The sequence below is a fragment of the Mesorhizobium sp. WSM3866 genome, assembly GCF_002294795.1.
Lineage (GTDB): Bacteria > Pseudomonadota > Alphaproteobacteria > Rhizobiales > Rhizobiaceae > Mesorhizobium.
Genome location: NZ_NSGC01000002.1, coordinates 531,851 through 556,754 on the forward strand (window position 1 = coordinate 531,851; position 24,904 = coordinate 556,754).

A 24,904-nucleotide genomic window follows, 5' to 3' on the forward strand; every position below is an offset into this window, starting at 1 on the left:
TTAAGATTTCGTTGGTGCGGCTGCCTGTCTTGCCTGCGCATTTAGGGCTCAGGGCCAGATTTAAGCACGTCAATCCGTCGACAGGGAAAACTCGTTGGCGATGGTGACGTGGTGGTGAATGCGGCCCTCGAAATATCGGGACAGCACCGCTTCGGTCGCGGCGCGCGATTCGGCGCGGGCTGGGCTAGCGAGGGCCGCGTCGACCGCCGCCATGTCGCGGTAATTGATCGCCAGGATCATCGGGAGTTCCGGCGCGCCGTCGTCGCGCTTTTCGGCGAAGGAGACGCGGACGTCGAGCGCGCCCGGGAACGCCTTCCATTTGGGCAGCACGGTCTCGATCACGTCCCTGCGGAACGCCTCCGTCTGACCGTCCTTCACCTTGCCCTCGAACAATGCGTAGCGCGTGATCATTTGTTGTCCTCCTCGTCCTTGCGTCGGAAAAATTCCATCAGTGCAGCCTGGTCCTCGCCACCCAGTCCGGCGGCCGTCAGCAGGCGATGTACCTCGGCGCACAGCGCCGTCAGCGGCATTGCCGTATGCGTGCGCCGCGCCAGGTCCTGCGCAGCGTTGAGGTCCTTCACCATATTGTCGATGCGGCCGGTGCGGCGGTAGTCGCGGGTGGCGAAGCGCGGCAGGTATTCCTGCAGGATGGCGCTGTCAGCGCGGCCGCCCTTCAGCGCCTGCGGAATCTTGAGAGCGTCCACGCCGGCATCGAGCGCCAGCCGGGTCGCTTCCGCCACAGCCATGAAGTTCAGGGCGCAGAGCACCTGGTTGATCAGCTTCGTCGTCTGCCCCGCACCGGCCGGGCCCATATGCGTATAGTTGCTGGCGACGTCGCGCAGCAGCTTATGGGCGTCGGCGACATCCTGTGCCGCGCCGCCCGCCATCAGCGTCAATTCGCCGACCAATGCCTTCGGCGCGCCGCCCGAGAGCGGGGAGTCGACCCAGCGCAGACTCCTTTCGCCGGCGTCCGCCGCCAGCTGGCGCGTCGCGTCGGGGTCGATAGACGACATGTCGATGATCAGCGTGCCGGGCTTCGCGCCGGCGGCGACGCCGCCATCTCCGAACACGGCGCGGCGCACGATTGCCGCGGAATTGAGGCTGAGGATGACGAAGTCGGCCGCTGCGGCGGCCGCGGCCGCGCTGGCCGCGGCGCTGGCGCCCTTCGCAACCAGCGTTTCCACCTTGGTCGTGTCGAGATCAAACACGAAGAGCCGGTTGCCGGTAGCGAGCAGGCGATCGCCGATCGCTCCGCCCATGGCACCGGCACCGATTAGCGCGACTGTGTTGGTCATGACGGTCGCTCCTCAAATCTGGACGTTATGTCCGCGACAATCTTTTCGAGCGGTGCGTCGATCGCCACCGCGATGGCATTCTCGTCCTTGCCTGGCACTTCCAACGTCGCGAACTGGCTGTCGAGCAGGCTGGTCGGCATGAAATGGCCGGTGCGCTCGCTCATGCGCCGGGAAATCAGTTCACGCGAACCATCGAGATAGATGAACAGCACCGGCGCGCGGGCCTGCTCGGTGATGAAATCGCGATAGGCGCGCTTCAGCGCCGAACAACCGACGATGACCGGTGCGGGCTGCAGCCTCAGCGTTCCGCCGACTTTCGCAAGCCATGGCCACCTGTCAGCGTCGTCAAGCGGAATGCCTGCGCTCATCTTGGCGATGTTGGCTTCAGGGTGCAGCTTGTCGCCATCCACATACGTCGCGTGGATCGCACGGGCCAGCGCCTCGCCCACCGTCGTCTTGCCCGAACCGGTGACGCCCATGACGACCATGCGCGGCGGCAGGTCAGATCGAAGCTGTGATGCCGCCATCGACATAGAGGACATGTCCGTTGACAAAGGAAGAGGCGTCGGACGCCAGGAAGACGCAGGCGCCGACCAGTTCTTCGACCTTGCCCCAGCGGCCAGCCGGCGTGCGCTTTTCAAGCCAGGCGCTGAAGGCCGGGTCGGCGACAAGGGCCGCATTGAGCGGCGTGTCGAAATAACCGGGCGCGATGGCGTTGCATTGCAGGCCGTGCCTGGCCCAGTCGGTCGCCATGCCCTTGGTGAGATTGCCGACCGCGCCCTTGGTCGCCGTGTAGGGCGCGATCCCCGGCCGGGCGAGCGCGGTCTGCACGCTGGCGATGTTGATGATCTTGCCGCGGCCGCGCCGGATCATGTGGCGCGCCACAGCCTGGCCGACATGGAAGACGCTGGCGACATTGGTCTGCAGCAGGCGCTCGAACGCGTCGGCGGGAAAGTCCTCGAGCGGCGTACGGAACTGCATGCCGGCATTGTTGACGAGGACGTCGATCGCTCCTTGAGCCTGCTCGAACGCATCGATGGCGGCGCGTACCGCATCATGGTCGGTCGCATCGAAAGCGAGCGTCGCAGCGCCGGGGATTTGCGCGGCCGCAACGGCGAGTTTTGCCTCGTCGCGGCCGTTGAGGACCACTTTGGCCCCCGCGCCGGCGAGCCCCTTTGCCAATGCAAGGCCGATGCCTTGCGAGGAGCCGGTGACGAGCGCGGTGCGCCCGGTGAGATCGAACAAGGTGGACGACATTTTCTCGATTGCCTCTCGTCGCTATCCGCTTTATGTTATCGATAACATCAGCTGTCAAGTCCAGTGGAGCGAAAACCGATGCAGCGGCCCCATATCCTTCAGGTTGGACCTTATCCCGCATGGGACGAGGTGCCGCTCAACGAAGCCTTCGTGGTGCATCGTTATTTCGCGGCCGAGGACAAGCCGTCCTTCCTCGCCGAGGTCGGGCCGCAGGTCCGCGCCATCGCCACCCGCGGCGAACTCGGCGCGAACCGCGCCATGATCGAGGCGTGCCCGGCACTCGAGGTCGTCTCGGTCTACGGCGTCGGCTTCGACGCGGTCGATCTGTCGGCATGCCGAGAGCGCGGCGTGCGGGTCACCAATACGCCTGATGTGTTGACCAACGACGTCGCCGATCTCGGCATCGCCATGATGCTGTGCCTGTCGCGCGGCATGATCGGCGCCGAGCGCTGGGTGCGCGACGGCAGCTGGGCCTCTAAGGGCCTTTACCCGCTGAAGCGCCGAGTCTGGGGCCGGCGGGCCGGCGTGCTCGGCCTCGGCCGCATCGGCTATGAGGTGGCCAAGCGTCTGGCCGGCTTCGGCATGGACATCGCCTACAGCGACGTCGCGCCCAAGGATTTCGCCGCGGACTGGGAGTTCGTCGCCGATCCCGTCGCCCTGGCCGGCCGTTCGGATTTCCTGTTCGTGACGCTCGCGGCGTCGGCCGCGACGCGCCACATCGTCAATGGCGAGGTGATCGCGGCGCTTGGCGAGGACGGCATGCTGATCAACATTTCGCGCGCCTCCAATATCGACGAGGAGGCGCTGCTCGATGCGCTCGAGAAGAAGGCGCTCGGGTCTGCCGCGCTCGACGTTTTCGAGGGCGAGCCGAAGCTCAATCCGCGGTTCCTGGCGCTCGACAACGTCCTTTTGCAGCCGCACCATGCGTCGGGCACCATCGAGACACGCAAGGCGATGGGCAAGCTGGTACGCGACAACCTTGCCGCCCATTTTGCTGGCCAGCCGTTGCTGACGCCGGTGCTGTGACATTGTTTTACGCAAAGCCTGCCTGCACAGTCCGAGGAGTTCGCCTGCCATGAAGTCGATCGTCATCCACGCCGCCAAAGACCTGCGCATCGAGGACCGTCCGGTCGAGGAGCCGGGGCCGGGCCAGGTGCTGTTGCGTCCCGCCGCCGGCGGCATCTGCGGCAGCGACCTGCACTACTACAATCACGGCGGCTTCGGAACGGTGCGCCTGAAGGAGCCGATGATCCTCGGCCACGAAGTCTCCGGCGTGATCGAGAGCCTCGGGCCGGGAGTGAGTGGACTGCAGACGGGACAGCTTGTCGCCGTGTCTCCGTCGCGGCCTTGCTATAGCTGCCGCTATTGCCGCGAGGGCATGCACAACCAGTGCCTCAACATGCGCTTCTACGGCAGCGCCATGCCGTTCCCGCATATCCAGGGCGCGTTTCGTGAAATGCTAGTGGCGGACGCGATTCAGTGCGCCCCGGCCGACGGCTTGACCGCCGGCGAGGCGGCGATGGCCGAACCGCTGGCCGTCTGTCTGCACGCGACGCGGCGGGCCGGAGAGATGCTGGGCAAGCGCGTGCTGGTCACAGGCTGCGGGCCGATCGGCCTGCTGTCGATCATCAGCGCGCGCCGCGCGGGTGCGGCCGAGATCGTCGCCGTCGACATCGCCGATTTCACGCTGTCGATGGCCATGCGCGCCGGCGCCGACAAGACCATCAACACCCGAAGCGAGCCGGAAGGTTTGGCGCCCTACCTTGCCGACAAGGGAACGTTCGACATCCTCTACGAATGTTCGGGCGCGGCGTCGGCGCTGGCGCAAGGCATCGCTGCGCTGCGTCCGCGCGGCACCATCGTCCAGCTCGGCCTCGGCGGCGCCGAGATGGCACTGCCGATGTCGACGGTGACCGCCAAGGAACTGTCGATCAACGGCTCGTTCCGCTTCCATCCCGAATTCGCCGTCGGCGTCGAGCTGATGCGCAAGGGGCTGATCGACGTGAAGCCGCTGATCACCCACTCGGTGCCGGTCGACGAGGCGCTTTCCGGCTTCGAGCTCGCCAACGACCGCAGTCAGGCGATGAAGGTCCAGATCGCGTTTGCGTGAGCCGCAACGGCGCGTTGCTTTCCGCCGTGATATCGATAACGTACGGCCATGCAATCTTCGCCCAAACGGCCGACCATGGCCGATGTCGCGCATCGCGCCAACGTCTCGACGATGACCGTGTCGCGCGCTTTCAAGCGCGACGCTTCGGTCAGCGCCGATACGCGCGACCGCATCCTCAAGGCGGCTGAAGAGCTCGGCTATGTCTTCGACAGCATCGCCGCCAATCTGTCGTCGCGGCGCTCCGGCTTCGTCGCCGCGACGATCCCCTCGATCAACAACGCCAATTTCGCCGACACGGTGCGCGGCATGACCGAGGGCCTGCGTGACAGCGGGCTGGAGATCCTGCTCGGCTTCACCGACTATAATGTCGAGGAGGAGGAACGCCTGGTCGGGCAATTGCTGCAGCGTCGCCCGGAGGCGATCATCGTCACCGGCGGCCGGCACACGTCGCGCTGCCGCAAGTTGCTGGTCAATGCCGGCGTTCCGGTCGTGGAGACCTGGGATTTGCCGGCCGACCCCATCGGCCACGTCGTCGGCTTTTCCAATGCCGATGCCGGGCGGCTGATGGTCGATCATTTCGTTCAGCGCGGCTATTCGAGGCTGGGCTTTATCGGCGGCGACACCTCGCGGGACACCCGTGGTCTGGACCGCCGACGCGGCTTCGTCGCGGCGCTGGAGGACCGCGGCCTCGACGCTTCGCGCGTGATTGCCTCCGGCGTGCCGCCGATCTCGATGCGCGAGGGCGCGACCGCCATGGTCGAGATGATCTCGCGCTGGCCGGACACACAGGCGGTGATGTGCGTGTCCGACCTCTCCGCCTTCGGCGCCCTGATGGAATGCGTTCGACGCGGCATCCGCGTGCCGGACGACGTGGCGATTGCCGGCTTCGGCGCCTATGATCTCGCCGAGCAGTCGGTGCCTTCGATCACCACGATCGACGTCGGCGCGCATGAGATCGGCATCCGCGTCGCCGAGCTGGTGCTCGACCTGCTCAACGGGCGGCGAGCGCTCGACGATCGCGTCGTAGTCGGTATGACGCCCAAGGTTGTTGTGCGGCACACGGCCTGAAGCGTCGGAAAAAAACAAACGGCCGGCGGGATGATCGCCGGCCGCTCGCTGATCGTTCTGGAGGGCGTCTATTTGCCCCAGATCTTCTTGTATTGGTCGCGGTAGCCGTTGCCCGGGTCGAAACGGTTGTCCGGGCCGCCGTCGAACTCGACATTGTCGGAAGTCACCACATGCAGCGGGGAGATGTAGCCCGACCATTTCTCGCCGGCCATGGCGCGGTTGAGCTCGTCGACAAGCTGCCAGCCCTGCAGGTTCAGCGGCTCGGCCACCGTCACCTTCTGGAACTGGCCGGAGCGGATGCGCTGGTAGGCCGATTCCGAACCGTCGCCCGCCGCGACGTTGATCGGCGCATCGGTGCCGGACTTGCCGGCCGCCGCGAGCGACGGCCCCATAAAGTCGAAATAGAGGTCGTTGATCGCCAGCGAATGGGTCCATTGATCGCCGTATTTCTGCAGCAGCGAGGTGGTGAGCTGCGGCATGCGCTGCGAGGTCTCGGCGATCGGCGTGTCGACATATTCGAGCACCTTCCCGCCGAGATCCTCGATCTCCTTCTTCATCCGGTCCGCCTTGGCGATAGCGATCTGGTAGGTGGAATCGGTGAAGATGATGACGCCGGGCTTGCCCTTGGCGTCGACAAAGGCCCAGTCGGCCGCCGCCTTCGAAACTTGCATTGGATCGGTCGAGACGTTGGCGACGATGCCGAGATCGTCGATCGGGCCGACGGTCGGCGCGGCGTGCCAGGCCACCATCGGGATCTTGGCCGTCTTGGCCTGCTCCATCGCCGGCTTCTGCTCGACGGCGTCGAAGCCGTTGATGATGATGCCATCGGGATTGAGCGCCAGCGCCTGGCCGAAGGCAGCGGTGCGGCCGCCGATGGAGCCGGCCCCGTCAAGCGTCTTGACCGTCCACCCCAGGGCGGCAGCGGCTTCCTCGACACCCTTGGTGACGCCGAGGATGCCGCCGTTCTTCATGTCGGCGCCGAGCACGACGATGGTCTTGCCGGCAGCCCCTTTCGGTCCCGTGGTCGGTCCGTCCCACTTCTCGACCTTGCTGGCATATTTATCCACCACCGCTTTGGCGTCGGCCATCGGGTCGGCCAGCGCCGGCGAGGCGATGCCAAGCGCCAGGCAGGCAATTCCGAGCTGTAGGACTGTTCTGCGCTGCATATCGTTTCTCCCATTAAGCATTGTCGGTTGTATTTGTTGATTGGCTGGTGGCTGGTCGGCTGGTGGGCGCGGATGCCGGCACCACCGCGCCGCGGCGCCGCTGCGCGTAGCCGGCAATGCCGATCGCGACGAGCAGGGTGACGCCGTTGAACAACGGCTCTACCCAGAACGACCCGCCGAACTGCTGGATGCCGGAAATGCCTACGGCGAGGATAACGACGCCGACGATCGTGCCCCAGACATTGACGCGGCCCGGCTTGATGGTGGTCGATCCGAGGAATGCGCCGACCAGGGCCGGCAGCAGGTATTCGAGGCCAACACTGGCCTGGCCGATCCTGAGCTTCGAGGCCAGCAGCACGCCGCCCAAGGCGGTGAGCGCGCCGGAGGCGACGAAGGCCCCCATGACGAATTTCTGCACCGGAATGCCGTTGAGCGCGGCCGCCTTCGGATTGGCGCCGATGGCGTAGAGGTAGCGGCCAAGCGGCATATATTCGAGCACCAGCCACATCACCAGCGCCAGCACGACCACGTAGTAGCCGGTGATCGGCAGGCCGAACAGCATGGTGCCGTTGAGGGAAAGGAAACCGTCGGGAAGCACGCCGACGACCTGGCGGCCGCCCGTGTACCACATTGCCAAAGCGTAGAGCACCGTGCCGGTGCCGAGTGTGGCGATGAAGGAATCGATGCGCGCCACCTCGACCAGCAGGCCGTTGATGAAGCCGGTGAGCACGCCGAGCAGGATGACGATGAGCACCGCGAGCGGCCAGGGCACGCCGAATGCGGTTTGCAGGCTGATGGCAAGGATGTGCCAGAGCACGATGCCGTAGCCGACGGTGAGGTCGATGCGGCCCGAAGCCATCGGAATCATTGCCGCCAGCGACAAGAGCGCGATGATCGCCTTGTCGGAAACGATCGAGCGCAAATTGAGCAGCGTCGGGAACGTCCGCGGCAGGAGCAGCGAGAAGAGCAGGATCAGGAGCAGCGTCAGGATCGGCAGGCCGTAGACCGGCAGATAGCGCGCCGCCTTCTGGCCGTAGCTCAGTCCGGCGAGCTCCGAACGGGTCGGCTCCAGCGCCGTCGATTTGATCGAGTTCATGGATCCTCCTCAGGCGGCTTCGGACACGGAAGCGGCGCTGATGAGCGCCGCCGTCGTCAAGGCATCGCCGGCGAGCTCGCGCACGATGCGATTGTGCGAGAAGACGAGCGCGCGGTGACAGATGTGGGCGACTTCCTCGAAATCGGTGGAGACGACGATCACTGCCAGCCCGGCTTCGACCGCGGCGGCGATCAGCCGATAGATCTCGGCCTTGGCGCCGACATCGACGCCCGCAGTCGGATCCTCGGCGATCAGAAGCTTACGGCCCGTCGCCAGCCAGCGGCCGACGACCACCTTCTGCTGGTTGCCGCCAGAGAGCGCCTCGATCGGCAGGTGCGGGTCATTGGGCCGCAGCCCTAGCCGTGCGCCGAGCTCCCGCGTCAGCTCGCTTTCCCGGGCCGGCTTCATAAAGGAGAAGAGCCCGCGGCCGACGGCCGAGGGGTTGAGATACATGTTCTCGCGCACTGAGAGCGACAGCGCCACGGATTCCTCGGTGCGGTCACGCGCAATCAGTCCGACGCCGGCGGCAAGAGCGGCGCCGACCGAGGACAGGTCGAGGCGCTTGCCATCGAGCCAGACCGAGCCGTCGAAAGCTTCGGCCCCAAACAGCGCGCGGCCGACGGCTTCCTGCCCGGCGCCGCGCAGGCCGACCAGGCCAAGCAACTCGCCGGACCGTGCCTCGAAGCGAACCGGACCGACACTGCCGCAGGTGAGGTTTTCCACCCTGAGCCGCTCCGGACCGTCCTGCCAATGCGACTTGGCAAACATCTGGTGCGCCGGCCGGCCGACGATGAGATCGACCAGTTCCTGCGGCGTGGTCTCGGCCACCGGCTTGACCGCGACCATGCGGCCGTCGCGCATGACGGCGACGCGGTCGGCGATGCGGAACACCTCGTCCAGCCGGTGCGAGACATAGATCATGCCGACGCCGCGCTCGCGCAGCGGCCGCAGCGCCTCGAACAGGCGCTCGACCTCGTCCGCCGGCAGGCTCGCCGTCGGCTCGTCGAGAACCAAGACGTCGGCCTCGGTGGCCAAAGCCCGGGCAATCGCCACCAGAGACTTTTCGGTGCGGGAGAGGTCCTGCACTCGCGTCGCCGGATCGAAGGCACAGCCGACCAGCGCCAGCGCGCGCTCGGCGCGGCGCTCGGTGTCTTGCCAGTCGATAAGGCTGATGCGGCGCGAAAAACCCTGCGCCATGCCGACATTCTCGGCCACGGTCATCCATTCGATCAAGCCGAGGTCCTGATGGATGAAGGCGACCTTCTGCGGCTGATTGGGGCGGGGCGGGCGATGGTGATAATCCTCGCCGCGAAAGCGGATCGTGCCCTGGTCGCGCTTGTGGATGCCGGCGAGCGTCTTGATCAGCGTGGATTTGCCGGCGCCGTTCTCGCCGAGGAGCGCGACGATCTCGCCCTCATGGATGTCGAGCGAGACCGACTTCAGCGCCAGGGTGCCGCCGAAGCGCTTGGAGATGTCGATGAATTCGATGAGCCTGGGCCGCATTTTTTGGCCTCCTCCCAAGCCAAGCAAATGACTGAATTGCGACGGATGTTATCGCTAACATTTGTGCAGGTCAAGTCTTGAAAATGGGTCAACGCGCCGGCTATCGATGAGGCGGTTTTCGCGGAGAAGTACCATGTTCGGAGACATTGAAGGCGCCGGGTTCGAAGTTCTCGACGAGCGGTTCGAGCGGTGTTTCGTCGGTCACGTTGCGGTCGAGCGGCTGTGGACCGGCGGGCGCTGGCTCGAGGGCCCGGCGTGGTTCGCCGCCGGCCGGTATCTTCTTTTCTCCGACATCCCGAATGACCGCATCATGCGCTACGACGACACCAACGGCGCGGTCTCGGTCTTCCGCTCGCCCTCAAACAACGCCAACGGCAACACTGTCGATACGCAGGGGCGGCTGGTCACCTGCGAGCATCAAGCGCGGCGCGTCACCCGCACCGAGCATGACGGCTCGATCACGGTGATCGCCGACCGCTTCGAAGGCAGGCGCTTGAACTCGCCCAACGATGTGGTGGTGCGCTCGGATGGCACGGTGTGGCTTTCCGACCCGCCCTACGGTATCGCCACCGACTACGAGGGCGACCGCGCCGAGCAAGAGATCGAGGGATGTCATGTCTATCGTGCCGATCCTGCAACCGGTGAGGTAACGCGAGTTGTCTCGACCATGGCAAAACCCAACGGCCTCGCCTTCTCCCCAGACGAGACGATCCTCTATGTCGGCGACACAGGCGTCACGCATCAGAAGGACGGGCCAAGGCACATCCGCAAGTTCGCTGTCGAGGGCAACAATCTGCGCGAACTCGGCGTTTTCACCACCTGCACGGCCGGTCTGTTCGACGGGTTCAGGGTGGACACGACCGGCCGCGTCTGGGCAGGGGCCGGCGACGGCGTCCACTGCTTCGATCCAGACGGCACGCTGATCGGCAAGATCCTCATCCCGGAGACGGTGGCCAACCTGACTTTCGGCGGTCCCAAGCGCAATCGCTTGTTCATCACGGCGCGGCAGTCGCTTTACGCGGCTTTCGTGGTGGCGAACGCCGCGGGGCGGGGGTGAAAGCCGCGACCTGAGCTCCGCGACGTCGGCTGCGGTCTCAGCTGCTCCGCGTGGCGACAAACGTTGCCGCCGCCTTCAGCAAATCCGCCTGCTCGCCATAGGGCTCCAGCAGTGCATGAGCCTGGTCGATGAGGCCGTGAAGCTGCTCGCGTGCCCAATCGGCGCCGTGCAGCGCGGCAAGTGTGGCCTTGCCGGCAGCGGCGTCCTTCTTGGTCGCCTTGCCCATCTGCTTTGCGTCGGCGGTGAGATCGAGCAGGTCGTCGGCTAGCTGGAAGGCAAGACCGATCGCCGAGCCGAACTCCGCCAGCCTTTCACGGTCGACGGCGGATGCGCCGGCGATGATGGCGCCTGCTTCGCAGGCAAAACGGATCAGCGCGCCTGTCTTCATCGCCTGCAGACGGATGATGCCGGCCTCGTCCGGCCGCTTGCGCTCGGCCTCGAGGTCGAGCGTCTGGCCGCCGACCATGCCGCCGGTTCCGGCGGCGCGGGCGAGCGCCAGCACCAGCGCCGCCCGCCGCTCGGCCGGCAACGCGGTCGCCTCGTCGGCGATGATGTCGAAGGCCAAAGTCAAGAGCGCGTCGCCGGCAAGGATCGCGGTTGCCTCGTCGAAAGCTTTGTGCACCGTCGGCTGGCCGCGGCGCAGATCGTCGTCGTCCATGGCAGGAAGATCGTCATGGATCAGCGAATAGCAATGCACGCATTCGAGCGCGGCGGCGACGCGCAGCGCCGCCTCGTCATTTGCCGAAAACAGCGCCGCGCTTTCCACCACCAGAAAAGGTCGGAGCCGCTTGCCGCCGTTGAGCACGCCGTGGCGCATCGCCGCCATCAGGCGTTCCGGCCGTGCGATCTCGCCGGAGAGCAGAGGCGCGTCGAAGACCTGCCGCAGCAGGACCTCGACTGCTGCGGCGCGCGTAAAAAGCGCGGATTCGAAGGCCACCTGGTCGTCTTTCAACATGGCCGGGACCGGTAGCCGACACTCAGACGTTGCGCAAGCAGCCTCGCGCCATTATGCCGAAGTAGCGGGTGGCACGGGTGGGGCGACTTGACGGAACCGATCGTCGAACATGAAAGCGAAGGGCTGGACATGGCACGGCCGCGGCGCCTGAACCGCGCCGGTCTCAAGCGCCTTGGCCGGCGCTGCCTGGTCGCGGCGATCGTGCTGGCCGCGATGCCGGTCGCGCTCACCTTCCTCTATCTGCCGCCCGTCGTGCATCCGGTTTCGACGCTGATGCTGAAGGATCTTGTCACCTTCTCCGGCTACGACCGGCGCTGGGTTTCGATCGACGATGTGGCGCCGGTGCTCATGCATTCGGTGATCATGTCGGAAGACGGGCAGTTCTGCTTCCATCGCGGCGTCGACCTCGGCGAATTGCGCGGCGTGGTCGACGATGCGCTTGCCGGCGAGGCGACGCGCGGCGCCTCCACCATCACCATGCAGACGGTGAAGAACCTGTTTTTGTGGTCGCGGCCGCTGGGCAGCGTGCGCAAGGTGGTCGAGTTGCCACTGGCCGTCTATTTCGATGCGGTGATGTCGAAGCGCCGCATCATGGAGATCTATCTTAACATCGCGGAATGGGGGCCAGGCATATACGGCATCGAGGCGGCCGCGCAGCATCATTTCGGCGTCTCGGCCAGGCAATTGTCGCGCCGGCAGGCAGCGTTGCTTGCCGTCAGCCTGCCCAACCCGATCGCACGCAATCCGGCCAGGCCAGGCCCGGGGTTGAGGCGCCTCGCCAATCTGATCGAGCGGCGCGCCGGGCGCTCGGGCGCTTATGTCGGTTGCCTCGATTAAGGTGACCCGACGCCGGCTCAAAAAAATTCGCGCCAGTGCTGGCCAAAACGGCGCAAGGCGTGTATAGGCACCCGACTTTCTCAGATTATGGCCTCGATGCGGCCCTTTCGCGAGGGTTGCCGGGGCATTTTGACCATGTAGTGGAGCATATCCATGGCCGTTCCAAAAAGAAAAACCTCTCCGTCGAAGCGCGGCATGCGCCGCTCGGCCGACGCCCTCAAGGCCCCGACCTATGTCGAGGACAAGAATTCCGGCGAAATGCGCCGGCCGCACCACATCGACCTGAAGACCGGCATGTATCGCGGCCGCCAGGTGCTGGAGCCGAAGGAAAGCTGAGAAGCTTGCACGGGAAAGCTGAGAAGCTTCCATGGTTGTGACGTTTTCAGAGGACCGGCCGCTGGCCGGTCTTTTTGATTCTGGCGACGGATGAAGGTCCTCGCGTTGGCTGGGCACGAGCCGCCGAAAAGGCAGCGGAAAAACGGCTGACATCGTTATTTCATTAGGATTTAGAGCGTGTTCGGCGCCATCGCCGAAAAGCCTTGACGGCGTGCCCGCCGCGCCTTTTACAAAAGGGTGCCTCATTGGAGACGCCCAGATGTTCGGTGCCATCCCGCTGCTGATCGTGCCCTTCGTCCTCTACAACCTCGGACTGCTCGGCCTGTTCGGCGGCGGCGACGATCCGTGGACGATCGAAATGTTCTCGTTCCGGATGATGTCGGGCGGCGTCTTCTCGATGACGCTCGGCGACCTGATGGTGCTAATCGGGCTGATCTTCCTCTTCGTCGAGATATCGAAATCGGTGCGCACCACCAATGCGTCGATCCTGGATCATCTGTTGTCGACGCTGGTCTTCATCGCCTTCCTGGTCGAGTTCCTGCTGGTGAAGGGCGCCGCGCATTCGGTCTTCTTTTCGCTGATGATCATCGCGCTGTTCGATGTGCTGGCCGGCTTCTCCGTGTCGATGCGGTCGGCAAGCCGGGATATCAACTTAAACTAGGATTGCACCCGGCGACCCGCGGTCCAAAAAGCCGTCAACCTGCGGCGGCCTGAGGCTTGCGGGCGACAACCGCCTCATAGGCGGTCTGCAACTGCCGGCGCACGGTCGGCGTGCCGGGCGGCGTCTTCACCGGCGCTCCAAGATGTTCGTGGCGCAATTCGTCCATGAACCGATCCCACAACGGCGGGCCGCCTTTTTCGAGCAGCTCGGCTCGGATCGACAGCTCCTCGCTGACCGGCAGCCAGACGCGGCCCCAGGCGCCGAGATGCGCCATGATCGGCACAAGGGTAATTGCCATCTCGGTCAGGCTGTAGATCGCCTTCTGCTTGTGGCTGGGATCGTCCGCCTTGGTCAGGAGGCCGAGCTCCATCAGCCGCTTCAGGCGATCGGCCAGGATGTTGGAGGCAATGCCTTCGATCGAGCCGTTGAGCAATTCCCGAAAATGTCGCCTGGCGCCGAAGATAATGTCGCGCAGGATGATCAGGCTCCAGCGGTCGCCGAAAACTTCCAGCGACAGATTGATCGGGCAGCCGGAGCGGTGCTCGGTGTTCATGCCAGTCTCCAAAAACCGGTTGCAATATGATATCAGCCTGCTTATCGTGCAACTGATTGCAATATGCAAGCAGATTGGGAGATGGAGGAGAGAAGGATGACCATCTTGCCTCGCCCTGAGATCCATTCGGAAAGCTTCGGCGATCCGGCCGACCCGGCGATCCTTCTGATCATGGGCGCCATGGCCTCGATGCTCTGGTGGCCGGAAGCCTTTTGCCGGGCGCTTGCCGAGCGCGGCCGTTTCGTCATCCGCTACGACAATCGCGACACTGGTCTCTCGACCAAGTACACGCCGGGCGCGCCGCCTTACGGGTTCGAGGACATGGTCGATGATGCCGTCCGTGTGCTCGACGATCACAATATCGCCAAGGCGCAGGTCGTCGGCATGTCGATGGGCGGCATGATCGCGCAGATCGTGGCGCTGAAATATCCCGAACGGGTCAGCGCGCTGACCGTGGTCTCCAGCTCACCGCTCGGTGTCGATACGTCCGGTTTGCCGGGGACGAGCGAGGCCTACCGAGAGCATTCCGCCGAAGGTGCCGATGTCGATTGGTCGAACCGGCAACAGGTGATCGACTTCATGGTCAGGGACGCTCGCGCAATCGCCAGCACCCTGCATTCGTTCGACAGCGAACGGACACGTGCGATGATCGAGGAGGACTACGATCGGTCCGGCGGTCTCGCCAGCGCCACCAACCACTTCCTGCTGAAGAGCGGCGGCCCGGAGCGGCGAATAAGGGATTTGACCGTGCCGCTGCTCGTCATCCACGGCACTACCGATCCGCTCTTCCCGATCGAGCACGGCGAGGCGCTCACCGCCGCGGTTGCCGGCGGCAGGCTGGTGCGGATCGAAGGCGGCGGCCACGAACTGCACCGCAACGATTGGCCGCACATCGTCGAAGCAATCGCCGCATTTGGCTAGCCCGGCGGGATTAGGATTGACACCAGCGGTCTGCGAAAATAGTTAAGTGATCACTTCAGTATTGCCTCGACCTCCGCCGACAGGAGAAAAAATGTCCCTGACGCTGTATTTCCATCCGCTCGCTTCCTTCTGCTGGAAGCCGCTGATCGCGGTCTACGAAAACAACACGCCGTTTGCGCCGCAGATCGTCGATCTCGGCGATGCGCCGTCGCGCGCGGCTTTCCTGAAGGTTTCGCCGACGGGCAAGATGCCGGCCCTGCGCGATGACGCGCGGGGCCGCACGGTTATGGAATCGACCATCGTAATCGAATATCTCACCGCCTACTATCCCGGGCCGGTCGAGCTCATTCCCGCCGACGTCGACCTCGCCATCAAGGTGCGCCAGGCAGACCGCTTCTACGACTTCTACGTGCAGGAGCCGATGCAGAAGATCGTCGGCGACCGGCTGCGGCCGCAAAACAAGACCGATCCGTTCGGAGTCGAGCAGGCGCGCGAGCAGCTGCGCAATTCCTACGCCATCATCGAACGGGAGATGCAGTCAAAAACGTGGGCGGTCGGCGACCATTTCACTTTGGCCGACTGCGCCGCCTCGCCGGCGCTGTTTTACGCCAACAAGGTCGAGCCGTTCGGCGACAAATTCCCCGCCGTGAAGCGCTATCACGACCGTCTGCTCGAACGGCCGAGCTTCGCCCGCGTGATCGAGGAGGCGCAGCCCTATTTCAAGTTCTTCCCCTACAATAATGGCTAGGCCTCGATGCTGCATGATCCCGCCCAGCTCGACCTGATGTTCCAGGCGCTTGCCGATCCCGCCCGGCGCCAGATGGTGGAACGTCTGTCGCGCGGACCGGCATCGGTCAGTCAGCTGGCCGAGCCGCTGGCGATGTCGCTGTCGGCCGTCGTCCAGCATCTCGCCGTTCTCGAGACGAGCGGGTTGGTGAGCACCGAGAAGCTTGGCCGGGTGCGAACCTGCCGGATCGAGCCAAACGCATTGCGGGCAGCCGAGCATTGGATCAACGAGCGGCGACTGGCCTGGGAACGCCGGCTCGACCGGCTCGGCGATTTTCTCACGGACATCACCGACCAAACCTGAAGGGGCCCGTCATGACCGAACGATCCGTCGTCCATTCCACCTTCGTCATCGAACGCCACTATCCGGCGCCGCCCGAAAAGGTCTATTTCGCGCTCAGCGATCCGGCGGCCAAGAAGCGCTGGTTCTTCGATCCCGACAACCCGATGCCGAGCCGGCATGAAATGGACTTTCGCATCGGCGGCAAGGAGGTGAATGCCGGCTGCCCGAGCGACGGGCAGACGCATTTCTTCAACGCCGTCTACCAGGACATCGTGCCGAACAAACGCATCGTCTACAGCTATGAGCTGCTGTTCGGCGAAACCCGAGTTTCGGTTTCGCTGGCGACGATCGAGCTCATCGCGGAAGGCAAGGGAACGCGACTGATTCTTACGGAGCAAGGGGCCTTCTTCGACGGCATCGACTCGCCGGCCACGCGCCAGCATGGAACGGGCGAACTGCTCGACGCGCTTGGCGCGGCGCTGCAGGCAGCGAACTGAGGCCTCCGGCTGGTGGCCAGCGGTCACCCTCCAGGGGAGAGTTCCCAAAATTGATCCAGCCAAACATTCAGCCTGAGGAAGCCGGCGGTGCTGACGGCGTAGACGCGTCTGGTGCCCTCGGCCCTGGCTTTGACCAGACCGGCGTCGAGCAGGACTTTCAGATGCTGGGAAACGGCCGGGCGCGAAACCGGCAAACCGGCCGCCAACTCATTCACCGTCTTGGGACCGCGCCGGAGCTCTTCCAAGAGATAGCGCCGGTTGGGATCGGCTATCGCCACGAAAGCGTCGGAAAACATCATGCTTCATTTGTGGGGCAAAGTTCCCCAAATCTCAACCATCGGTTTCAACCTTTGTGCGCGGGTCGAGCCGCAAGGCTTCCGGCGTGACGGCGCGGTCGGCCGGCTGCGTCTTGAAGGCATCGCGGTTCTCGATCGGAACCGGCGCGCGGGCGCGGATGCGGAGCAGCGTGTAACCGGCAAGGCAGAGATGCGCGAGCGCGGTCGCAAGGAAGAGCGCTTCGGGGCGCAGCCAGCCCATCAAAGCGGCGGCCAGCAGCGGTCCGATCATGGTGCCGAAGCCATAGAGCAACAGCAGGCCGCCGGAAACCTTGACGAAATCCTCCGCCCGCGCGTGGTCGTTGGCATGCGCGACGGCGATCGAATAGAGCGTGTAGGCGAAGGCGCCGTAGGCGGCCGTCAGCAAGATGACGAAAACGCCGGAACGCGGCTCGACCAGAAAGACCAGCACGGCAAACAGTGCCGCGCCGAAGGCTGCGCCCGCCAGCACGAAACGGCGGTCCGTGGTGTCGGATAGCCGGCCCGCGGGGAGCTGCATGGCCGCGCCGGCGATGACCACCAGGCTCATCATCAGCGCGATCTCGGCGGTAGAGATGCCGATGCGGGCGCCATAGACGGCGCCGAGCGTGCCCCAAGCGCCATTGGCTATGCCAATCAGAAGGCAGGCAACCGCCGACACCGGCGAATTGGCGTAGAGGCCTTTGACGTCGAGCTTGACATCCTGCAGCGGCTTCGGATGCGACTGGGTCGATACCGCAGTCGGAAGGAGCGACAGGCAGAACAGGATGCCGGTGATCATGAACAGCGAGGCCGATTTCACATCGCCGCCGGCGACGATCATCTGGCCGCCCATGATCGAAGCATAGGTGACCATCATATAGAGGCCGAAGACGGTGCCGCGATTCTCGTTGGTGGCCTTCTCATTCAGCCAGCTTTCGATGACCATGAAGGCGCCGGCCATGGTGAAGCCGGTGAAGGCGCGCAGCAGGATCCAGAAATACTCGTCGATGATGAGGCCGGTGAGGAGCGCAATGATTGCGCCGGAGGCGGCGAAGGCGCCGAACGCCCTGACATGACCGGCACGGCGCACCAGCCGCGGCGCGAAGAAACAGCCAGTGACGAAGCCGCCGGCCCATGCCGTGCCCATCAGGCCGAGCGAGGCGGTCGAGAACCCCTCAAGCTGGCCGCGCAGCGGCAAAAGCAGGCCATGCAGGCCGGAGGCCGCCAGCAGGAACGCGGTGCCGCGCAGCAGCGAGAGGATCGGTCGGTAGGTTGCGAACATAGGCTGATCCGGCTGGTAATTTCGAAGCGCAGGTCTGTTTGAGAGTGCAGCTCTGGCAGTCGCTTTCAGGCTTTTCCGGGGCGGCTGGCCATGCAGCCAGGATTATCCGCGGCGAAACAGTGCCTCGGCGGCGGATTTGGTGGCGCCCCTGGCGGCCCGCTCAGCTTCCAGCCTCGCGATCTCTTCGCGCAGCAGGTCAATGCGCTCGGACAAATCATCGACAGACAGCAGCGACAGATCCTGTCCGATCTCGTGTGGGCGGGGCTTCTTCCTGGGTTCGTCGTCGAAGATCGCCATCGTCGCTTCTCCCTGATTTCACCATTTGCCTGATTTGGTAATGAGCATACATAGGGCAGGGATGCCGATGCAAACAGCCGGCCAGCGGCATGAGGAAACGGGACAATTCATGGCAAGCGGACAGCATATTCCGGCAAAGATGACGGCGATCGCAATCTCGCAGCCTGGCGGTCCCAGGGTGCTGAAGCCGGAGACGCGCGACGTGCCCACGCCCGGCCCCGGCGAGGTCCTCATCCGCGTGCACGCGGCCGGCGTCAACAGGCCTGACGTGCAGCAGCGCAAAGGCGCCTATCCGCCGCCGCCCGGCGCCTCGGACCTGCCCGGGCTCGAGGCGGCCGGTGAGATCGCGGCGCTCGGCGACGCGATATCGCGCTGGCGCACCGGCGACCGGGTCTGCGCGCTGACGCCGGGCGGCGGCTATGCCGAATATGTCAAGGTCCATGCCGGCAGCGTGCTGCCGATCCCTGCGGGCTTTACCTATTCCGAGGCCGCGGCCGTGCCGGAGAACTACTTCACCGTCTGGCACAACGTGTTCGAGCGCGGCGGGCTGAAGAAAGGCGAGACGCTGCTTGTCCATGGCGGCTCGTCCGGCATCGGCACGACGGCCATACAGCTCGCCTCGGCATTCGGTGCCTATGTCGTCACCACGGCCGGCAGCAAGGAGAAGTGCGACGCCTGTCTTGGGCTCGGCGCCGACCGGGCGATCAATTATCGCCAGCAGGACTTCGTTGCCGAGGTCAAGGACGCAACCGGCGGCCGGGGCGCCGACGTCATCCTCGACATGGTGGGCGGCGACTATGTGGCGCGCAACTACGACGCCGCGGCGGTCGAAGGACGCATCGTCCAGATCGCCGTACAGGCCGGTGCGGTCGCCAGCACCGACTTCGCAAAGCTCATGGTCAAGCGCCTTGTCCATACCGGCTCGACGCTTCGGCCGCGCACTGTCGAATTCAAGGCAGCCATCGCGGCGGCGCTCGAGGCTCAGGTCTGGCCGCTGCTCGGCACCCGCAAGGTCGCTCCGGTCATGGACATGATCTTCCCACTGACGGAGGCCTGGCGGGCGCATGAGCGGATGGAGGAGGGCGAGCATATCGGCAAGATCGTCCTCGACGTCGGCTAGGATGTCGCCCGATAGGTGAGGCCGGCCTGCAAACAATTGTGTCCTGCGCTTCCGCTGCTCACGTTCCGCTCCGGTTTGCGGACCAACCGTTTTGGGCTTGGCCTAACCTGAATCCTCGACGCATCCTGGGCGTTCGGATCCCTGACGAGAGACTGAACAAAGGCCTAATGCTGCAATGCACAAAATGCATTGCCGCCATGCAAAAGAGTCCGTTCAATTCGTAGGCAAGGGTGCCTATTTACGCGGCATCGAACAACTGATCCCGTGAATGGAGGACTGAAATGAACCCGATCCGCGCTTTCCGCAACTGGCGCCTCTACAATGAGACGGTGCGTGAGCTGAACAAGCTGAACGCCCGCCAGCTGAACGACCTCGGCATCAACCGCGGCGACATCGAGCGTATCGCTCGCCAGGCTCTTTGATTTGAAGCACGACCCGGCCGCAAGGCTGGGCCGTAGTCTCGAAGCCAGAGCCGTCTCAGACGCTTGCTCGTCTCCGGTTCCGAACCCGCTGGACTCCGTCCGGCGGGTTTTGTCTTTTTGGGTCCCAGCTGCTCCCCTCCCAAAAACATTGCGAAATCGTGACGGAGCGTTTATACAGGCCGCGAATTTCCCATTTTGGTGGCTCTAAAACCACCGCCCGCGCGGGAACGCGGGCGAACGAGAAGGATTTTTGACATGGCCAATACGCTGCTGATGCCCAAGGCCACCGCCGTCTGGCTGGTCGACAACACCGCGCTCTCCTTCGAGCAGATCGCGCAGTTCTGCGGGCTGCATCCGCTGGAGGTCAAGGCGATCGCGGACGGCGAGTCGGCGCAGGGCATCAAGGGCATGGACCCGATCATGACCGGCCAGCTCACCCGCGACGAGATCGCGCGCGGCGAGAAGGATCCGAACCATCGGCTGAAACTCTCGGACCCCAAGGTGCGGGTGCCGGAATCGAAGCGCAAAGGCCCGCGCTACACGCCGCTGTCGAAACGCCAGGACCGGCCGAACGCCATTCTCTGGCTGGTACGCAACCATCCCGAACTCAAGGATGCGCAGATCGCGCGGCTGGTCGGCACGACCAAGTCGACGATCGAGCAGATTCGGGAGCGCCGGCATTGGAACTCGGCCAATCTGCAGCCGATGGATCCGGTGACGCTGGGCCTGACCTCGCAGATCGACCTCGACATGGAAGTCAACCGCGCCTCGCGCGGCCGCGAGCAGGCACAGCCGGCTGCCGGCGACACGCTGCTGCCGGCGGCGCTGACCGAAAGGCTGACGCCGGCTCCGGAGAAGCCGAAGGACGAGGATCAGGAGCTCGACGCCAATGCCGTGTTCGCCAAGCTTTCGGCGCTGAAGTCGAAGGACAAGAAAGAAGACGGGGAAGAGGAGTAAGGTCTCCCAGCCCGACAAAAAAGCCCGCTTCGCGCGGGCTTTTTTGTCGGCCGTGCCTGGGGAGGTCAGGTCCGCGCCGCTCGATCGGGCGCCATGCCGTAATCCTCGCTGCGTTCCACGGCGCGGTAGAAGTCGGCGAGCTGCTTGCCGCGCTCCGGCTTGTAGATACGCCCGGCAATCACCACCGAGGCGATGCGGTCGATGCGGAAGGCGCGAAAATCGTCGCGCATCTCGCACCAGGCGACCAGGGTCCATACCTTGCCCCAGAACCAGAGGCCCAGGGGCCGGATGTCGCGCGCCGTGCCGCGCCCGGCTTCGTCCGAGTAGTCGATGGTGAGCACCTGGCGCTTCTCGATGGCGCGCTCGATGAGGTCGATCGCCTCGCGCGCGGCATCGCTCACCACCCACATCGGCGTGTGGATCTCGGTGCGCGCGATGCGATCCTTTTCCGTGTCGGGCAGCACCGCGCCGATCTTGACCAGCGCCTCGTCGGCGGCCCTTGCCATCGCCGCGCCGCCGAAGGCGCGCACCATGCGGGCGCCGGCAACCAGCGCCACGATCTCGTCACGCGTGAACATCAGCGGCGGAAGGTCGAAACCTTCCCTCATCATGTAGCCGACACCCGCCTCGCCGTCGATCGGCACGCCGGTCGACTGCAAGTCGGCTATATCGCGGTAGATGGTCCGCTCGGACACCTCGAGCCACGTCCCGAGCTTCTGCGCGGTGACCAGTCTGCCTCCGCGCAGATGCTGCACGATCTGGAAAAGCCTGTCGGCGCGGCGCATCGTTTGACCCCTTGGCTTCGGTTCTACGCATGCCGCGGTCCCAAAACCGGTTCCCGCAGGTTCGAGGCTGCTTCAATAACGCAAGCCTCCTGACAACATAGTGTCAGGAGGCTGCAGCCACTCCACCACCGGACAACGGCGTCTTTCCTGAAACCCAGCGTTTCAACCGACATTACATCTGGGCGCGCCATGGCCGCTATCCAAGTCATGCGCCGAAAAATTTCAGTTCTCACGCACGCGGCCGTTATAAAGGTCCGGCCAACCGATGTCCTTGCGAATGTCCGCCGGCAAAGTGTTCAGGAAACGCTGGGTCCGGATCTCGTTCCGCACGGTGCGGATCTTGCCGACATAGTGCTGCACGCTACGCAGGATGGTAAAACCGTTCATGACCGAGCTCCTCTTTTTGACGAGAGGAGTATCTCACACCCCTGCTGACAGCAGTCTGTCAGCAGGGGTGCGAGGTAGCCGAAGCCGGCGCCAGAACGATCAGCGCGGTCCCATGGATGTCCCTTCGTTTGTCAGGAGCGATGCGGTGCGAAAGCGCCAAGAACCGCTTTGACAGCCGCCGAGGATGCTGCTCAAAGGCGGCATGACGAAACTGCTCGCCCTTGTCATCATCGGCATCATGCTCATCCAAATCATCAAGCCGCTCGGCTGGCCGGGGCTGAAGCGCCGCAGCGATTTCTGGAAGCTGGCGCTGCTTGCAATGGCCGCAATCTCGCTGGCGGCCGTGCTTGGTCATTGGGCTTGAGGCACGTCGATATCAGGTGGGGACGGCCTGCGAAAGGCGGCGCTGGCCCCCCGCTGTTTCGATGCCTCAGCTAGGAGTGCGGCCGGCAAAAACAAAACCCGGGCCTTGGCACCCGGGCCTTGGCCCGGGTTTTCAGCGCTTTAGGGAAAGCTCAAAGCGCGTCGACGCGCTTCAAGCCGTTATTGATGCATATCGTTGCCCCAGAACCGCTGCACACTTCTGGGCGACATGCATTGCTATCAGGCGGCCTTTTCCAGCGCCGGCTGCCATTGTCCGAGCGCCGCCAGATGATTCATGTGGGCGCGATGGATGAAGGCAGCCTGGCCGGCGGCGACGTTCGACGCCTTGCCGCTCCAGGCCTTCTGCGCGGCCGCCTGCAGGGCGCGGCCGTAGGAGAAGGAGAGCTTCCACGGATGTGGGCCGATGACGTTGATGGCGTTAAGGTTGGCCGTCGCTTCCTCGTCGTCCTGGCCGCCCGACAGGAAGGCAATGCCGGGCACCGCCACGGGCACGGTTTCGCGAAACAGCTTGATCGTCTTCTGGGCGACCGCTTCGGGACTGTCCTTCTTGCCCGATTTCTTGCCGGAGATGACCATGTTCGGCTTGAGGATGGTGCCTTCGAGCACCACGCGTGCGGCATAAAGCTCGCCATAGAGCTTCAGCAGGGTCGCCTTGCTCACCTCGTAGCAGGTGTCGATCGAGTGGGCGCCGTCCATCAGCACTTCCGGCTCGACGATCGGCACGATGCCTGCCTCCTGGCAGAGCGCGGCGTAGCGTGCCAGCGCATGCGCGTTGGAGGCGATCGAGGTGGCTGACGGCACGCCCTTGGCGGTGTCGATGTCGATCACCGCGCGCCATTTGGCGAACCGGGCGCCGAGCTTATAGTAGTCCGCCAGCCGCTCGCGCAGGCCATCGAGACCCTCGGTGATGGTGTCGCCGGGAAAGCCGGCGAGAGGCTTGGCGCCGACATCGACCTTGATGCCCGGAATGGCGCCGGCGGCCTTGATGATGTCGACCAGCGGCGTGCCGTCGGCAGCCTTCTGGCGAATGGTCTCGTCATAGAGGATGACGCCGGAAATATACTTGGTCATCGCCTCCTTGGCGCGGAACATCATCTCGCGATAGTCGCGCCGATTGTCGGCGGTCGATTCGACGCCGATGACGTCGAAGCGCTTCTTGATGGTGCCGGAGCTCTCATCGGCGGCCAAAAGGCCCTTGCCATCCGCCACGATCGCGGCGGCAATGTCTTCGAGACGTTCGCTCATGGTGCTCTCCTAAGGGGCGTTTATTCCGCGCTAGCAGAACACTACCGCCAAAGGAATGACGCCGAAAAGCTCGAATCGATTGAAAGTCTCGATAGCGGCGTCCGTTCGGAAAGTCTTGAATGACTCAGCGCTTCAGCACCTCGACGCCCGGCAGCGGCTTGCCTTCCATCCATTCGAGGAAGGCGCCGCCGGCGGTCGAGACATAGGTGAAATCGTCGGCGACGCCGGCATGGTTGAGCGCGGCCACCGTGTCGCCGCCGCCGGCGACCGAAACCAGCTTGCCTTCCTTTGTGCGGGCTGCCGCATGCTTTGCCGCAGCCACCGTGGCGCGGTCGAAGGGTTCGATCTCGAATGCACCGAGCGGGCCGTTCCAGACCAGCGTGGCAGCGCGGTCGATCCAATCGGCGACGCTCTTCACGGTTTTCTCGCCGACATCGAGGATCATGCCGTCTGCGGGCACGTCGGAGATGGCGACGGTTTGGCTGGCGGCACCCGCCTTGAATTCCTTCGCCACGACGCCGTCGGCGGGCAGAATGATGGCGCAGCCGGCTTCGGCCGCCTCGATCATGATCTGCTTGGCGGTGGAGGCCAGGTCATGCTCGCAGAGCGATTTGCCGACATCGGTACCCCGCGCGGCGAGGAAGGTGTTGGCCATGCCGCCGCCGATTACCAGCGCGTCGACCTTCTTCACCAGGTTCATCAAAAGATCGATCTTGGTCGAGACCTTGGCGCCGCCGACGATGGCCACGACGGGCCGCACCGGATTGCCGAGACCTTGTTCCAACGCGTCGAGCTCGGCCTGCAGGGTGCGGCCGGCATAGGCCGGCAGGCGGTGCGCCAGGCCTTCGGTCGACGCATGCGCGCGGTGCGCGGCGGAAAAGGCGTCGTTGACGTAGATGTCGCCATTGGCGGCGAGCTTTTCGGTGAAGGCCTGATCGTTCTTCTCCTCGGCCTTGTGGAAGCGGGTGTTTTCCAAAAGCAGGACGTCGCCATCCTTCATGGCGGCAACCGCGTCGGCGGCCTTGTCGCCGATGCAGTCGGAGGCGAAGCCGACCGGGCGGCCGAGCACTTCCGCCGTGGCGCGAGCGATCGGCTCCAGCGAGAATTCGGCCGACGGGCCGTCCTTCGGACGACCGAAATGCGCGAGCAGTATCACCCTGGCGCCTTTGCCGGAGAGCTCGGAAATGGTCGGCGCGATGCGCTCGATGCGGGTGGCGTCCGTCACCTTGCCGTCGGCGACGGGAACGTTGAGGTCGACGCGCACCAGGATGCGCTTGCCGCCAACGGCGCCGATATCGTCGAGTGTCTTGAAGCCGGCCATGGTCGTCCTTTCCGCCAAAAACGCGGC

The 24,904-nt window shown here is 64.7% G+C and carries 31 protein-coding genes; 15 read left to right on the forward strand and 16 right to left on the reverse strand.

Going from position 1 to position 24,904, the window contains the following annotated elements; all coding sequences use genetic code 11:
- Positions 1 to 69: 69 nt before the first annotated feature.
- From CK222_RS06805 to CK222_RS06820, 4 genes are read right to left on the reverse strand one after another with little or no spacing between them, the layout of a single operon-like run.
- The gene (locus tag CK222_RS06805) at positions 70 to 411 is read right to left on the reverse strand and encodes a hypothetical protein (RefSeq protein WP_095799809.1); all 342 of its coding nucleotides are present in this window, start codon (positions 409 to 411) and stop codon (positions 70 to 72) included.
- Positions 408 to 1,295, reverse strand: a complete 888-nt coding sequence (locus CK222_RS06810; RefSeq protein ID WP_095799810.1) for an NAD(P)-dependent oxidoreductase — start codon at positions 1,293 to 1,295, stop codon at positions 408 to 410. The genes CK222_RS06805 and CK222_RS06810 overlap by 4 nt, the downstream gene beginning before the upstream one ends.
- Positions 1,292 to 1,828: a gluconokinase gene (locus tag CK222_RS06815; RefSeq protein WP_095799811.1), complete on the reverse strand. Its 537-nt coding sequence runs from the start codon at positions 1,826 to 1,828 to the stop codon at positions 1,292 to 1,294. Before CK222_RS06815 ends, CK222_RS06810 begins: the two co-directional genes overlap by 4 nt.
- Positions 1,797 to 2,552 (reverse strand): SDR family oxidoreductase, encoded by a 756-nt coding sequence (locus tag CK222_RS06820; RefSeq protein WP_095799812.1) that lies wholly within the window; start codon positions 2,550 to 2,552, stop codon positions 1,797 to 1,799. Before CK222_RS06820 ends, CK222_RS06815 begins: the two co-directional genes overlap by 32 nt.
- 78 nt (positions 2,553 to 2,630) lie before the next feature.
- Between CK222_RS06820 and CK222_RS06825 the strand changes: the two genes are divergently transcribed.
- The 3 genes from CK222_RS06825 to CK222_RS06835 are packed head-to-tail and all read left to right on the forward strand — an operon-like array spanning position 2,631 to position 5,730.
- The gene (locus tag CK222_RS06825) at positions 2,631 to 3,578 is read left to right on the forward strand and encodes a 2-hydroxyacid dehydrogenase (RefSeq protein WP_095799972.1); all 948 of its coding nucleotides are present in this window, start codon (positions 2,631 to 2,633) and stop codon (positions 3,576 to 3,578) included.
- Between the two features lie 49 nt (positions 3,579 to 3,627).
- Complete coding sequence (locus CK222_RS06830) at positions 3,628 to 4,662, forward strand: L-idonate 5-dehydrogenase (protein ID WP_095799813.1); 1,035 nt, start codon at positions 3,628 to 3,630, stop codon at positions 4,660 to 4,662.
- A gap of 48 nt (positions 4,663 to 4,710) precedes the next feature.
- Complete coding sequence (locus CK222_RS06835; protein WP_176477580.1) at positions 4,711 to 5,730, forward strand: LacI family DNA-binding transcriptional regulator; 1,020 nt, start codon at positions 4,711 to 4,713, stop codon at positions 5,728 to 5,730.
- A 68-nt stretch (positions 5,731 to 5,798) separates the two neighbouring features.
- Here CK222_RS06835 and CK222_RS06840 read toward each other — a convergent pair whose 3' ends face one another.
- Genes CK222_RS06840 through CK222_RS06850 form a run of 3 tightly spaced genes read right to left on the reverse strand, consistent with a single transcriptional unit; the run spans position 5,799 to position 9,495 of the window.
- On the reverse strand, positions 5,799 to 6,896 hold the full coding sequence (locus tag CK222_RS06840) for a substrate-binding domain-containing protein (RefSeq protein WP_067319345.1): 1,098 nt from the start codon (positions 6,894 to 6,896) through the stop codon (positions 5,799 to 5,801).
- A 13-nt stretch (positions 6,897 to 6,909) separates the two neighbouring features.
- On the reverse strand, positions 6,910 to 7,992 hold the full coding sequence (locus tag CK222_RS06845; RefSeq protein WP_095799814.1) for an ABC transporter permease: 1,083 nt from the start codon (positions 7,990 to 7,992) through the stop codon (positions 6,910 to 6,912).
- Between the two features lie 9 nt (positions 7,993 to 8,001).
- Entirely contained in the window at positions 8,002 to 9,495 is a 1,494-nt protein-coding gene (locus CK222_RS06850; RefSeq protein ID WP_095799815.1) for a sugar ABC transporter ATP-binding protein, read from the reverse strand.
- A gap of 133 nt (positions 9,496 to 9,628) precedes the next feature.
- On the opposite strand from CK222_RS06850, the gene CK222_RS06855 reads away from it, so the two are divergent.
- Complete coding sequence (locus CK222_RS06855) at positions 9,629 to 10,552, forward strand: SMP-30/gluconolactonase/LRE family protein (RefSeq protein ID WP_095799816.1); 924 nt, start codon at positions 9,629 to 9,631, stop codon at positions 10,550 to 10,552.
- A gap of 37 nt (positions 10,553 to 10,589) precedes the next feature.
- Here the strand turns inward: CK222_RS06855 and CK222_RS06860 are convergent, their stop codons facing one another.
- Positions 10,590 to 11,507 carry a polyprenyl synthetase family protein gene (locus CK222_RS06860; RefSeq protein WP_095799817.1) on the reverse strand — a complete coding sequence of 306 codons (918 nt, stop codon included), beginning with the start codon at positions 11,505 to 11,507 and terminating at the stop codon, positions 10,590 to 10,592.
- A 129-nt stretch (positions 11,508 to 11,636) separates the two neighbouring features.
- On the opposite strand from CK222_RS06860, the gene CK222_RS06865 reads away from it, so the two are divergent.
- The 3 genes from CK222_RS06865 (at position 11,637) to CK222_RS06875 (ending at position 13,341) form a co-directional block, all read left to right on the forward strand.
- Positions 11,637 to 12,344: a transglycosylase domain-containing protein gene (locus CK222_RS06865; protein WP_095799974.1), complete on the forward strand. Its 708-nt coding sequence runs from the start codon at positions 11,637 to 11,639 to the stop codon at positions 12,342 to 12,344.
- Between the two features lie 153 nt (positions 12,345 to 12,497).
- Entirely contained in the window at positions 12,498 to 12,680 is a 183-nt protein-coding gene (gene rpmF, locus CK222_RS06870) for a 50S ribosomal protein L32 (protein WP_006203806.1), read from the forward strand.
- A 259-nt stretch (positions 12,681 to 12,939) separates the two neighbouring features.
- Complete coding sequence (locus CK222_RS06875) at positions 12,940 to 13,341, forward strand: hypothetical protein (RefSeq protein ID WP_095782517.1); 402 nt, start codon at positions 12,940 to 12,942, stop codon at positions 13,339 to 13,341.
- A 34-nt stretch (positions 13,342 to 13,375) separates the two neighbouring features.
- Here the strand turns inward: CK222_RS06875 and CK222_RS06880 are convergent, their stop codons facing one another.
- Positions 13,376 to 13,894, reverse strand: coding sequence for a helix-turn-helix domain-containing protein (locus tag CK222_RS06880; protein WP_095799818.1), 519 nt, complete (start codon positions 13,892 to 13,894; stop codon positions 13,376 to 13,378).
- 96 nt (positions 13,895 to 13,990) lie between these two features.
- Between CK222_RS06880 and CK222_RS06885 the strand changes: the two genes are divergently transcribed.
- From CK222_RS06885 to CK222_RS06900, 4 genes are all read left to right on the forward strand, one after another.
- Positions 13,991 to 14,815, forward strand: a complete 825-nt coding sequence (locus tag CK222_RS06885; protein WP_095799975.1) for an alpha/beta hydrolase — start codon at positions 13,991 to 13,993, stop codon at positions 14,813 to 14,815.
- Positions 14,816 to 14,906: 91 nt separating this feature from the next.
- Positions 14,907 to 15,563: a glutathione S-transferase family protein gene (locus CK222_RS06890; protein WP_095799819.1), complete on the forward strand. Its 657-nt coding sequence runs from the start codon at positions 14,907 to 14,909 to the stop codon at positions 15,561 to 15,563.
- 6 nt (positions 15,564 to 15,569) lie between these two features.
- Positions 15,570 to 15,905 carry a metalloregulator ArsR/SmtB family transcription factor gene (locus tag CK222_RS06895; protein ID WP_095799820.1) on the forward strand — a complete coding sequence of 112 codons (336 nt, stop codon included), beginning with the start codon at positions 15,570 to 15,572 and terminating at the stop codon, positions 15,903 to 15,905.
- An 11-nt stretch (positions 15,906 to 15,916) separates the two neighbouring features.
- Positions 15,917 to 16,381: an SRPBCC family protein gene (locus tag CK222_RS06900; RefSeq protein WP_095799821.1), complete on the forward strand. Its 465-nt coding sequence runs from the start codon at positions 15,917 to 15,919 to the stop codon at positions 16,379 to 16,381.
- A gap of 23 nt (positions 16,382 to 16,404) precedes the next feature.
- Here the strand turns inward: CK222_RS06900 and CK222_RS06905 are convergent, their stop codons facing one another.
- The 3 genes from CK222_RS06905 to CK222_RS06915 form a co-directional block, all read right to left on the reverse strand.
- On the reverse strand, positions 16,405 to 16,680 hold the full coding sequence (locus tag CK222_RS06905; protein ID WP_095799822.1) for a metalloregulator ArsR/SmtB family transcription factor: 276 nt from the start codon (positions 16,678 to 16,680) through the stop codon (positions 16,405 to 16,407).
- Between the two features lie 31 nt (positions 16,681 to 16,711).
- Entirely contained in the window at positions 16,712 to 17,959 is a 1,248-nt protein-coding gene (locus CK222_RS06910) for an MFS transporter (protein WP_067002026.1), read from the reverse strand.
- A 102-nt stretch (positions 17,960 to 18,061) separates the two neighbouring features.
- On the reverse strand, positions 18,062 to 18,256 hold the full coding sequence (locus tag CK222_RS06915) for a DUF1192 domain-containing protein (RefSeq protein WP_067002029.1): 195 nt from the start codon (positions 18,254 to 18,256) through the stop codon (positions 18,062 to 18,064).
- Between the two features lie 109 nt (positions 18,257 to 18,365).
- On the opposite strand from CK222_RS06915, the gene CK222_RS06920 reads away from it, so the two are divergent.
- The 3 genes from CK222_RS06920 (at position 18,366) to CK222_RS06930 (ending at position 20,755) form a co-directional block, all read left to right on the forward strand.
- Positions 18,366 to 19,376 (forward strand): NAD(P)H-quinone oxidoreductase, encoded by a 1,011-nt coding sequence (locus CK222_RS06920; RefSeq protein ID WP_095799976.1) that lies wholly within the window; start codon positions 18,366 to 18,368, stop codon positions 19,374 to 19,376.
- 281 nt (positions 19,377 to 19,657) lie between these two features.
- Positions 19,658 to 19,798, forward strand: coding sequence for a DUF1127 domain-containing protein (locus CK222_RS06925; protein WP_067002031.1), 141 nt, complete (start codon positions 19,658 to 19,660; stop codon positions 19,796 to 19,798).
- A gap of 255 nt (positions 19,799 to 20,053) precedes the next feature.
- A complete protein-coding gene (locus CK222_RS06930; protein ID WP_095799823.1) occupies positions 20,054 to 20,755 on the forward strand; it encodes a DUF1013 domain-containing protein in 702 nt (233 codons plus the stop codon).
- 65 nt (positions 20,756 to 20,820) lie between these two features.
- On the opposite strand, the gene CK222_RS06935 is transcribed toward CK222_RS06930, so the two are convergent.
- A complete protein-coding gene (locus CK222_RS06935; protein WP_059189944.1) occupies positions 20,821 to 21,540 on the reverse strand; it encodes a YafY family protein in 720 nt (239 codons plus the stop codon).
- Between the two features lie 222 nt (positions 21,541 to 21,762).
- Positions 21,763 to 21,927: a hypothetical protein gene (locus CK222_RS06940; protein WP_082953649.1), complete on the reverse strand. Its 165-nt coding sequence runs from the start codon at positions 21,925 to 21,927 to the stop codon at positions 21,763 to 21,765.
- 184 nt (positions 21,928 to 22,111) lie between these two features.
- Between CK222_RS06940 and CK222_RS06945 the strand changes: the two genes are divergently transcribed.
- Entirely contained in the window at positions 22,112 to 22,291 is a 180-nt protein-coding gene (locus CK222_RS06945) for a hypothetical protein (protein ID WP_067319322.1), read from the forward strand.
- Between the two features lie 239 nt (positions 22,292 to 22,530).
- On the opposite strand, the gene CK222_RS06950 is transcribed toward CK222_RS06945, so the two are convergent.
- Together CK222_RS06950 and CK222_RS06955 are read right to left on the reverse strand one after the other, a co-directional pair.
- Positions 22,531 to 23,556 (reverse strand): class I fructose-bisphosphate aldolase, encoded by a 1,026-nt coding sequence (locus tag CK222_RS06950; protein WP_095782513.1) that lies wholly within the window; start codon positions 23,554 to 23,556, stop codon positions 22,531 to 22,533.
- A 124-nt stretch (positions 23,557 to 23,680) separates the two neighbouring features.
- Positions 23,681 to 24,877 carry a phosphoglycerate kinase gene (locus CK222_RS06955; protein ID WP_095799824.1) on the reverse strand — a complete coding sequence of 399 codons (1,197 nt, stop codon included), beginning with the start codon at positions 24,875 to 24,877 and terminating at the stop codon, positions 23,681 to 23,683.
- Positions 24,878 to 24,904: the final 27 nt, after the last annotated feature.